This window comes from Saccharothrix sp. DSM 118769, assembly GCF_052936295.1.
Genome location: NZ_CP193627.1, coordinates 6,358,983 through 6,368,869 on the forward strand (window position 1 = coordinate 6,358,983; position 9,887 = coordinate 6,368,869).

11 protein-coding genes are annotated in these 9,887 nt (G+C 73.9%); 7 read left to right on the forward strand and 4 right to left on the reverse strand.

Translation table 11 applies throughout. The features are described from left to right. Nucleotides 1-8 precede the first annotated feature (8 nt). Genes ACRAKJ_RS26885 through ACRAKJ_RS26915 form a run of 7 tightly spaced genes read left to right on the forward strand, consistent with a single transcriptional unit; the run spans nucleotide 9 to nucleotide 6,450 of the window. The gene (locus ACRAKJ_RS26885; RefSeq protein WP_438922895.1) at nucleotides 9-1,568 is read left to right on the forward strand and encodes an AMP-binding protein; all 1,560 of its coding nucleotides are present in this window, start codon (nucleotides 9-11) and stop codon (nucleotides 1,566-1,568) included. Then, a complete protein-coding gene (locus tag ACRAKJ_RS26890; protein WP_438922894.1) occupies nucleotides 1,555-2,742 on the forward strand; it encodes an acyl-CoA dehydrogenase family protein in 1,188 nt (395 codons plus the stop codon). Before ACRAKJ_RS26885 ends, ACRAKJ_RS26890 begins: the two co-directional genes overlap by 14 nt. Nucleotides 2,743-2,764: 22 nt before the next feature. Then, complete coding sequence (locus ACRAKJ_RS26895; protein ID WP_438922893.1) at nucleotides 2,765-3,205, forward strand: thioesterase family protein; 441 nt, start codon at nucleotides 2,765-2,767, stop codon at nucleotides 3,203-3,205. A gap of 51 nt (nucleotides 3,206-3,256) precedes the next feature. Beyond that, entirely contained in the window at nucleotides 3,257-3,499 is a 243-nt protein-coding gene (locus ACRAKJ_RS26900) for a phosphopantetheine-binding protein (RefSeq protein WP_438922892.1), read from the forward strand. Beyond that, entirely contained in the window at nucleotides 3,496-4,719 is a 1,224-nt protein-coding gene (locus ACRAKJ_RS26905) for a beta-ketoacyl synthase N-terminal-like domain-containing protein (RefSeq protein ID WP_438922891.1), read from the forward strand. The genes ACRAKJ_RS26900 and ACRAKJ_RS26905 overlap by 4 nt, the downstream gene beginning before the upstream one ends. Then, nucleotides 4,716-5,702 (forward strand): beta-ketoacyl synthase N-terminal-like domain-containing protein, encoded by a 987-nt coding sequence (locus tag ACRAKJ_RS26910; RefSeq protein ID WP_438922890.1) that lies wholly within the window; start codon nucleotides 4,716-4,718, stop codon nucleotides 5,700-5,702. Before ACRAKJ_RS26905 ends, ACRAKJ_RS26910 begins: the two co-directional genes overlap by 4 nt. 7 nt (nucleotides 5,703-5,709) lie before the next feature. Continuing rightward, complete coding sequence (locus ACRAKJ_RS26915; RefSeq protein WP_438922889.1) at nucleotides 5,710-6,450, forward strand: alpha/beta fold hydrolase; 741 nt, start codon at nucleotides 5,710-5,712, stop codon at nucleotides 6,448-6,450. Between the two features lie 28 nt (nucleotides 6,451-6,478). On the opposite strand, the gene ACRAKJ_RS26920 is transcribed toward ACRAKJ_RS26915, so the two are convergent. Genes ACRAKJ_RS26920 through ACRAKJ_RS26935 form a run of 4 tightly spaced genes read right to left on the reverse strand, consistent with a single transcriptional unit; the run spans nucleotide 6,479 to nucleotide 9,701 of the window. Then, nucleotides 6,479-7,321, reverse strand: a complete 843-nt coding sequence (locus ACRAKJ_RS26920; RefSeq protein WP_438922888.1) for a 3-hydroxyacyl-CoA dehydrogenase NAD-binding domain-containing protein — start codon at nucleotides 7,319-7,321, stop codon at nucleotides 6,479-6,481. Further along, a complete protein-coding gene (locus tag ACRAKJ_RS26925) occupies nucleotides 7,318-8,349 on the reverse strand; it encodes an HAD-IIIC family phosphatase (RefSeq protein WP_438922887.1) in 1,032 nt (343 codons plus the stop codon). Before ACRAKJ_RS26925 ends, ACRAKJ_RS26920 begins: the two co-directional genes overlap by 4 nt. Then, nucleotides 8,346-9,422 carry an acyl-CoA dehydrogenase family protein gene (locus ACRAKJ_RS26930; RefSeq protein WP_438922886.1) on the reverse strand — a complete coding sequence of 359 codons (1,077 nt, stop codon included), beginning with the start codon at nucleotides 9,420-9,422 and terminating at the stop codon, nucleotides 8,346-8,348. The genes ACRAKJ_RS26925 and ACRAKJ_RS26930 overlap by 4 nt, the downstream gene beginning before the upstream one ends. Nucleotides 9,423-9,425: 3 nt before the next feature. Then, the gene (locus ACRAKJ_RS26935; RefSeq protein ID WP_366203051.1) at nucleotides 9,426-9,701 is read right to left on the reverse strand and encodes a phosphopantetheine-binding protein; all 276 of its coding nucleotides are present in this window, start codon (nucleotides 9,699-9,701) and stop codon (nucleotides 9,426-9,428) included. Nucleotides 9,702-9,887 lie beyond the last annotated feature (186 nt).

Here is a 9,887-nt window from a genome sequence, read left to right on the forward strand (position 1 = left end):
GGTGGCTCGTGGTCGGACCGGTGACGCTCGACGGCTTGCTCGCCGCCAGCGCCGCGCGGCACCCCGGCCGACCGGCGCTGGTCGCCGACGGCCGGACCTGGACCTACGCCGAACTGGACGCCGCCGTCGACGACCTGGCGGAGCGGATCGGGCGGGCGGGCGTGCGGGCCGGGGACCGGATCGGCGTCTTCGCGCCCAAGTCGGCCGAGGCGGTGCTCGGCATCTACGCGGGGCTGCGCGCGGGGGCCGTCGTGGCGCCGCTCGACGTCCGGGGCCCGGTCGGCCGCACCCGCCGGATGCGGGACCAGGCGGGGTTCTCCCTGCTGCTCACCACTCCGGCGACGCGCGCGGCGGCCCGGGTGGTGGCCCAGGCGGACGAGGACCACCCACCCGCCGAGGGCGACCTGGGGCACGGGATCGGCTGGACGAGGTGCGATCCCCCGCCGACCACCGCGCCCACCACCGAGGGCGGGTACGTGCTGTTCACCTCGGGCAGCACCGGCCGGCCCAAGGGCGTCCTGCTGTCGCACGGGAACGTCGCGCACTTCGCGCTGTGGGCGGCCCGCGAGGTGGGCCTGGCGGAGACGGACGTGGTCGGTTCGCAGGCGGCCCTGACCTTCGACCTGTCCACCTTCGACCTGTTCGGCACCGCCGCGGTGGGGGCGTGCGCCGTCCTGATGCCCGAGCGCATCCGTGCGTTCCCCCGCGACGTGGCCGCGTGGCTCGCCGAGCGGGCGGTGACCGTGCTGTACGCGGTGCCGTCGCTGTACCAGGAGCTGCTGGAGCGCGGCGGTTTCCGGGACGACTTCCCGCCCGCGTTGCGCGTCGCGCTCTACGCGGGCGAGCCGTTCCCGCCGCGCGCACTGGAGACCTACGTCGAACTCCTGGACGGGCGGCCCCTCTACAACCTGTACGGCCCGACCGAGACGAACGTGTGCACGTTCACCAGGGTCCCGCCCGACTGGACCGCGGACCGCGGGATGACCGTCGGGCGGGCCGTCCCCGGCGACGTCGTCGACGTGTTCGACGAGTCCGGCCGGCCCACGGACGGGGAGGGCGAGATCTTCGTCGCCGGCGCCACGGTGTTCCGGGGCTACCTGGAGGCGGGCGAGCTGCACGACCCGACCCGCCCCCTGCGGTTCGGCGACGGGGTCGTGCGCCGCGCCTACGCCACCGGCGACATCGGCCGCCGCACGCCCGACGGGCGGATCGTGCTGCGCGGACGGCGCGACGTCCAGGTCAAGCGCCGCGGCTACCGCATCGACCTGGGCGAGATCGAGAGCGTCGCCGGCGAGGTAGCCGGGGTGGACGCGGCCGTCGCCGTCCAGAAGCCCGGCGACCACGAGGGCGGGATATGGCTGTACGCCTCGGGCGCCGCCACCGAGGGGGAGATCACGGGCCACCTGCGCGGTCACCTCCCGGTGTACATGGTGCCCGACCGCGTCGTCCGCCTCGACGCGGTGCCGGTCAACGACCGCGGCAAGATCGACCGCCTGGCGCTCGCGTCGGCGACGTACCGGCCCTCGGTCGACGGACACGGAACAGGAGAACACGGTGACTCTTCCTGACGACTTCCAGGGCATCCTCGAAGCCGCCCACGGAATCGGTCCGGAGCTGGCCGCGTCGGCCCGCGACGTCGACGCCCGCACCGGTGACAGCCGCGAGGCGTACCGCGTCCTGCGCGACGCCGGGTTCCTGCGGCTCATCGTCCCGCGGCGACACGGCGGAGCCGGTCTGGGGTTCGAGCAGTACTGGCGCGTCCTGGCGGTCCTCGCTTCCTACAACGGCGCCGCCGCGCTGGGCTTCAACATGCACAACGCCGTCATCGGACCCATGTGCGAATCGGCGGACACGCCACTGCCGCCCATGGCCGAGGAGTTCCGCACCTGGTTCTTCGACGAGATCGTGCGCGGCGGCCGGATGTTCGCCTCCGCGACCTCGGAACCGGGCAGCGGCGCGAAGCTGCTGGGCCTGCGCACCACCTACCGGCCGACCCCCGACCGCTCCGGGTTCGTCATCACCGGCAGGAAGTCGTTCGTCTCACTGGCGGGCGTGGCCGACTACTACGCGGTGCCGGCACGCCCCGAAGGCAACACCGATCCGGGCAAGATCTCGCACTTCCTGGTTTCCCCCGACGACGTCGGCGTCACCTTCGGGGAGGTGTACGACCTGAGCGCGATGTACGGCACCAGCACCGCCGGCATGACGCTCGACGACGTCGAGGTGCCCGCCTCGCGGCTCTTCCTCGGCATCGAGGGCATGTCCCTGCCCCGGATCATCCGCGAGCCGCACTGGATGGTCGCCGGGTACACCGGGGCGTACCTCGGGATCGCCGAGGCCATCCACCGGCACGTGGTGGAGGCGGTGGCCACGACGCCCTCGCGCGCGGAATCGCCCGTGGTCCAGCGCAACCTCGGTTACCTGTCGGCCCGCCTGGCCGCGGCGAGCGCCCTCGTGCACGAGGCCGCCCGGTCGATCGACGCGGACCGCGGCAGCACCGAGACCAACGCCAGGGTGCACGCCGCCAAGTACGTCGTGGGCGAGCTGGGCGCCGACCTCGTCCGGGAGGCCGTGGCCACGTGCGGGTCCGCGGCGGTCAGCCGGTCGAAGCCGCTGGAGCGGTTGATCAGGGAGATCCAGTACTGCGCCGTGATGCCCGCCAAGCCGGACGAGTGCCTGGAGTACCTGGGCAAGGCTGCTCTCGGGGTAAAACTGCACGAGGAAGGCGCGTTCACCTGGTGAACGCCGACGCGGAGGAGCGGTCATGACAGCCCGAGAGCAGGACCACGACGGAGTGAAGCCGGGGTACTCGTTCACGCCCCGCTTCTACGAGATCGACGGCCAAGGCGTCATGTTCAACATGTGGTACCTGGGCTACGTCGACGAGGCCATCGACGTCTTCTTCACCGAGCGGGGGCTGCCGTACCCGCAGTGGCGGCACCTGGGCTTCGACGTGCACGTCGTGCACTTCGACTTCGACTTCAGCGCCGGCGTCCGGGCCCGGGACCAGGTGGAGGTCCTGGTCAGCACGTCCCGGATCGGCGGGAAGAGCTTCACCCTCGACTTCGCCTTCCGCCGCGACGGGCGGACCGCCTGCACCGGCGGCATCGTCTACGCCACCGTCTCCACCGAGGGGCACGGCACCATCGCGCTGCCCGACCGCCTGGTCGAGGCCCTCGGCCCGGTCCGCCCGCTCCGCGGCTGACCCGGCGGCGCACCCACCAAGAACCACGAGCACAGAAGGGCCACCGCCGACATGGCAGAGCTGACGCTCGACGAGCGCGACCGCGTCAAAGGAATCGTCTGCGAGGCGCTGGACCTCCAGCCCGAGCAGCTCGCCGACACCGCCGACTTCAAGGAGTACGGGGTCGAGTCGGTGCAGGTGATCGAGATCATCACCATCATCGAGGACGAGCTGGACGTCACCATCGACCTGTCCGAGGCGGGCCGGATGACGAACCTCGCCGGGGCCTACGAGGTCGTGGCAGAGGCGCGATGAGCACGGCGGAGCGGGTGGTCGTCACCGGGCTCGGCGTCGTCTCGAACATCGGTACCGGCGCGGCCGGGTTCACCGAGGGCCTGCGGGCGGGGCGCAGCGAGGTCGGCCCCGTCACGGCGTTCGACACCACCGGCTTCGACCACGTCAACGCCTGCGAGGTGCCGGACTTCCGACCCGAGCGGTGGATCAGCCGGGTGCCCGCGGCGGAACTGGGCAGGGCGAGCGGGTTCGCCGTCGCGGCGGCCCGGATGGCGGTGTCGGACGCCGGCCTGGCCGACGCGGACCTGCGGGACCGCCGCGGCCAGGTCGCCATCGGCACGACCAACGGCGAGGGCGCGGACCTCGACCGGCTCGGCGCCCAGTTCGTCGCCGGCGGGCCGGAGGCGATGGACCCGGTCCTGGCCGGGCGGGTGGGGGTGGACCGGCTGGCCGCGTCCGTCGCCGGCGAACTGGGGCTGTGGGACGTGGAGGCGGTGGTGTTCACGACCGCCTGCGCGGCGGGCAACTACGCCATCGGGTCCGGGTTCGACGCCATCCGGTCCGGTGACGCGGACTACGCGCTCGTCGGCGGCGCGGACGCGGTCTGCCTCCAGTCCTTCGCGTCGTTCTACCGGCTCGGCATCATCGCCCCCGACAGGTGCCGGCCGTTCGACGCCGATCGCCAGGGCATCCTCAACGGCGAGGGCGCGGGGGTGCTGCTGCTGGAGAGCCTCACCGCCGCCCGCGCGCGGGGGGCGCGCATCCACGCCGAGGTCCTCGGCTACGGGCTGAACTGCGACGCCGCCCACCCGACGCTGCCGGACCAGGGCGGCGTCGAGGTCTGCATCGCGCTCGCGCTGGCCGACGCCGGGGTGCGGCCCGAGGAGGTGGACCTCGTCTCCGCGCACGGCACCGGGACGAAGTTCAACGACGTCACCGAGGCACGGGCGATCCGCGCCGCCTTCGGCGACCACCCGCCGCGGACGATCGGCCTCAAGTCGATGCTCGGCCACGCGATGGGTGCCGCGGCGGCCCTCGGCGCGGTCGCCGGGACGATCGCGATCACCGGGGGCTTCATTCCCCCGACCGCCAACCACCGCCGCACCGACCCGGAGTGCCGGATCGACTGCGTCCCCAACGAGTCGGTCCCGGCGGAGGTGCGCGTGGTGCAGAACAACAGCTTCGCGTTCAACGGGAACAACGCGATCGTCGTCCTCACCCGGTACGAGGAGCACACGTGATCGTCGTCGACTGGGCGGCCGTCTCCCCGTTCGGGGTGGACACCGCGGACTTCGCCGCCGGCATCCGCGCCGGGGGGCCCGGCGGCGACGGACCCCGGGCGGTCCCGGGCTTCGACCCCCGCGAGGTCGTCGGCAGGCAGGCGGTGCTGGGCATGAGCCGCGCCGCGGCCCTCGCCGTCGTGACCTGCGCCCGCCTGGTCGCCGACGACGACGTGCCGGCCCGCACCGGGCTGGTGCTGGCGACCACCGGGAGCGTGCAGAGCAGCCTCGACGTCGTCCGCATCTCGTTGACCGGCAAGAAGCCCTACCGCATCCCGCCGTCGACCATCCTCGCGGCGACCATGAACAGCGCCGCCGGCCAGTGCTCCATCCACCACTCCCTCAAGGGGCCCAACACGACCCTGGCCGCCGGTCGGCCCTCCGGGCTCGTCGCCCTCGGCTACGCCCGGCGCCTCCTCGGCGCGGGCCGCGCGGACACCGTCGTCGCGGGTGCCGTCGAGGAGCACTCCGAGGCCAGGCAGCAGGTCGACCGGTTGTCCGGCGGTACCGCGCCCCTGGTCGAGGGGTGCGCGATGTTCCGGCTGGAGCGCGCGGGGCGGGGGCTCGCCGAAGTCCTCGCCGTCACCTCGCTGGTCGCCCCGGACGGCGAGACCGGCGCCGCCGTGACCCGCGCGGTGCGGCGGGTCCTCGACGCCGCGCCCGCCGAACCCGTGTGGATCGCCACCACCTCGGGCGTCACCGACGACGACGAGCACACCGCCGTCGTCGAAGAGGGTCGTCCGGAGGTCGTGCTCGCCCCGCTGACGGGATCGCTGGGCGAGGCCCACTCCACGTCCGCCGCCTTCCAGTTGGCCGCCGTCCTGAGCCACGCCGCGGCCGACCCGGGTTCCGCCGGCCGGCTCGCGCTGGTGACGTCCGCCGACCCCCGGGGAGCCGTGGCCGCCGCCCTCCTGCGCCTGGGCCGCCCGCGTGCCGGCGGGTGAGCGGGAGGTGGCGACCGCCGAGTGGCACGAGTTGTCCGCGAACGGTCCGACGGCGGTGCTCGTGCACGGCATCGAGGACGGCTGGCGCAGCTGGGCGGAGCTGGCGGAACTGCTCGCGCCGCGCCACCGACTGATCGCGCTCGACCTGCCGTGGCGCGCGGGCAACGACTACTCCTGGCACGCGAGCGGCACACCGGGGCAGTGGCTGCGCCGCGCGCTGGCAACCGTGCCGCACCCGGTCCACGCCGTGGTAGGCCACTCCTTCGGGGCGAACGCGACGCTGGAGCTGCTCAGCGCGGGACTCGCGTTCGAACGCGTCGCCCTGCTCGCCCCGGTGTACCAACCGGGCGGCGCCGAGGTGGACGACGGCTTGAGGTCCGCGGCGCGCGTCGCGCTGGAGTCGGCCGTCCGCGACGGGCTCCGGTTGAAGGTGCGCGCCAGGACGATCGCACCGCGCGTCCTGGCGGGCATGGAGCGCAAGCTGGTCCAGCACGTGGTGCCGCGGGCCTTCGGGCCGTTCCTCGACTGCACGGTCGCCACCTGGGAGCTGGACCTCAGCGGGGTGGGCAGCCGGACGCTGGTCCTCGCCGGCACCACCGACGTCTCCCTGCCCCCGGCGGGCGCCCGCGCGCTCACCGAGGCGATGCCGGCCGCGCAGGTCCGCCGGCACGCCCACTACACGCACTTCTGCCACCTGGAGCAGGCCGGCGACGTGGCGGCGGAGCTGGAGGACTTCCTCGGCACGTGACGGACGCCCGAAGGGACCCCCGCCCCGCTCAGGGCCGCCAGGTGTGGAAACCCCGGCCCGACTTCTTGCCCAGCCGACCGGACTCGACCATGTCCGTCAGCAGGGGGCACGGGGTGTAGAACGGGTCGTCCAACAGCTCGCGCAGCACCAGCAGGGTGTCCCGGACGGTGTCCAGGCCGATGAGGTCGGCGGTGCGCAGGGGACCCGTCTGGTGGGCGAAGCAGGACACGAAGACCTCGTCCACGGTGGCCGCGGGGGCGGTGCCCTCCGCCACCACCTTCACCGCCTCGTTGATGGCCAGCATCAGCACCCGGTTGGTCACGAACCCCGGCGCGTCCGCCACCACGATCGCCTTCTTGCCCAGCGACGACAGCACCTCGGCCGTGCGCGCCATCGTCGCGTCCGAGGTCCTCGGGCCGCGCACGACCTCGACGGCCTCCTTCAGCGGCGCCGGGTTCATGAAGTGGGTGGCCAGCACGCGGTCCGGTCGGGTGGTGACGGCCGCCAGCACGTCGACCGGGATCGCCGACGTGCACGACGCCAGCACGGTGTCCGGCCCGCACAGGCGGTCCAGCGCCGCGAACAGCTCCTCCTTCACCGCGATCCGCTCCGGGCCGCACTCCACGACGAACCCGCTCCCGGCGAGCGCGTCGAGGTCGGCGGTCCAGCCCACCCTGCCCGGCACCCCGGCCGGATCGGCCGGCGCCGGTCCGAACAGCACCTGGAGCCGCAGGCCGTCGCGCACCCGGTCCGGCCCGGTGGCCAGTGCCGCCGGGTCCGGGTCGACCACGACCACCTCGTGCCCGGCCGCGGCGAAGCACTGCGCCACGCCGGTGCCCATCACCCCGGCGCCGACCACACCGACCTTCACCGCCGCCTCCCGTCGACCAGCCGCACGTGCGCGGGAACGGGCAGTGGCTCGGGCGAGGTCCGCGCCAGCAGCATCCGGTCGCCGTCCCGCTGCACCACCTCGAACCCGGCGAACCGCAGCGTCACCAGCATCACCTGGTTGACCGGCGTGCGCAGGAAGCGCGCCACCGGCCGCCGTCGCCGCTCCACGGCGTCGCGCACGATGTCGCCCAGCAGCGCCGAGCCCACACCGCGCGACATCACCCGGCACGACATGAGCAGCAGTTCCAGCACCGCGTCGCCGCCGAGGTGCGCCACGACCGCGAGCCCGATCGTGCCGTAGTCGCCGAACCGGTCCCGCAGCCGTGCCACGAGCACGTCGTGCTCCGGCGACGCGCACAACGCCCGCAGTTCGTCGAGGTCGTAGGTGATCCCCGTGGTGTTGAGCTGGTGGGTGCGCACGGTCAGTTCCCGCGCGCGGTCCAGGTCGGCCTCGGTGGCGGGCACGACGGTCAGCTCCAGGTCGAGCGAGGCCAGGAACCGCGCCGCCGACCCGTCGAACCGCTGCTCGGCCTCCGCGCGCTCCCGCTCGGTCAGGTAGGACTCGCGCCGCCGACGCGACTCCGCCGTCACCGGCCCGGTCCGGAACTCCGGCAGCGACGCCAGTGACCCCACCTGCTCGGCCGGGTAGCAGCGCACCTGCGGCAGTGCCGCGGCGACCTCCGCCCGTTCCACCACGTCGTTGTCGGTGAACGCGATGGTGTCCAGCCCGATGCCGAGTCCTCGCGCGATCCGCCGCACCGCCTCGGACTTCGGACCCCAGCCGACCTCCAGGGCGCAGAACATCCGGTCCAGGCCGTGCTCGGCCAGGTGGGCCAACGCCACCTCGTGGTCGCCGCGACTGGCCACCGCGTGCAGGATTCCCCGCTCGTCCAACGCCTTGAGCGCCGCCACCGCCTCCGGTCGCGGCACGGGGCGGTCGCCTTCGAGCACCACGCCGTCCCACAACGTGTCGTCCAAGTCCCAGACCAGGCACTTCACCGCCGTCACGACCCACCCCGCAACGCGTAGCCGCCCAGGTGCTGCTCGGCCACCTCGTCGGCGCCTTCGATGATCCGCATGACCGCGGCGTCCCGGTGGAACCGGCCCACCGCGCTGTCCGGCGCGATCCCCGCCGCGCCGTGCAGCCGCACGGCGTGCTCGGCGACCACCGAAGCGGCCCGCGCCGCGCCGTACTTGGCCAGCACGGTTTCCGCCAACGCCTCCGGGTCGCCGCACTCGCGCAGGGCCGTGGCGTGCGCGCAGAGCTGCCGGGCGGCCCGCGTCTCCACCAGGCACCGGCCGAGCACCGCGCGCACGGACTGGTGCGCCGACAGCGCCGTGCCGCCCTGCGTCCGGGCCGCGACGTGGGCGACCGCGAGGTCCAGGCACGCCCGGGCGAGGCCCGCGCACCCCCAGGCCACGGTGAAGCGCCCGTGGTCCAGTGCCGTGCCGACCACGTGCGACAGGCCGAAGCCGGGCGGCGCCAGCACCTCGGCCACCGGCACGTCGTCGAAGCGCACGTGCGCGATCCGCGCCGCGCGCATCCCCAGCTGCCCGGTGACCGGTTCCACCGAGACCCCGGGCTGCCGGGCGTCCACCAGCACGGTCACCGGCCGCCCGTGCTGCGTGGCCAGCACCAGGAACACGTCGGCCACCGCCCCGAACGTCACCCACAGCTTGCGCCCGCGCACCCGGCCGGCGTCGAGCGCGGTGCTCACCGAGGCCAGGTCGCTGCCCGCGCCCGCCTCGGTCGCCGCGAACCCGGCCAGCACCTCGCCAGAGGTCAACGCGGGCAACCAGCGGTCGCGCTGGCCGGCGTCACCCCAGCGCAGCACCGCGGCGGCCACCATGCCCTGCACGGTGACCAGGCCGCGCAGCGCGCCGCAGACGCCACCGAAGTCCGCGCACAGCCGCCCCACCTCGGTCGGTGACCAATCCCGGCCCCCGTAGCGGGCGGGCACGTCGGCGGCCAGGAACCCGGCCCCCGCCACCGCCCGCACGACCTCGGCAGGCACGCCGCCCGCCCGGTCCCACTCGGCCGCGTCCGCGCGCACCGACTCCGCGAAGGTGACGTGGTCCACCGCTCACCGGGCCGCGGCGAGTTTGCCGCGGACGAACGCGGCTATTCGGTTCATGGTCCGGAAGTTGTCCAGGTCGAGATCCTCGACGTCCACCCGGATGGTGAAGCTCTTTTCCACGTAGGTCACCAGTTCGAGGGCGAGCAGCGAGTTCACCAGGCCGAGCGCGAAATAGTCCTGGTCCGGTTCCAACGGGCTTTCCGGCAGTGCCGAGGCGAAGAACGCGCGTATGCGCTCGACGATCGGGCCGAGGTCGTCGTCCACGCCGAAGTCGCTGGCCACATGACCTCCTCCGGTGAAGTCCACGGCAACGTAACACGGTCGGGCAACTGTGGCGACCAGTGGTTCAACATTCAACGTCCGGCCGCGACCGGAGCGCCGGTTCGGTCCTCCGAATGACATGCCACCAATTGGCGGTTGCCCCCGTCGGCGGGCGCTGGAAACGTCGGCGCTCCGGTTGTTGCGTTC

Bases quoted from the DNA above. Each gene is read 5' to 3' on its own strand.
- ACRAKJ_RS26895 (WP_438922893.1), top strand. From the start codon at position 2,765: ATGACAGCCCGAGAGCAGGACCACGACGGAGTGAAGCCGGGGTACTCG.
- ACRAKJ_RS26900 (WP_438922892.1), top strand. From the start codon at position 3,257: ATGGCAGAGCTGACGCTCGACGAGCGCGACCGCGTCAAAGGAATCGTC.
- ACRAKJ_RS26905 (WP_438922891.1), top strand. From the start codon at position 3,496: ATGAGCACGGCGGAGCGGGTGGTCGTCACCGGGCTCGGCGTCGTCTCG.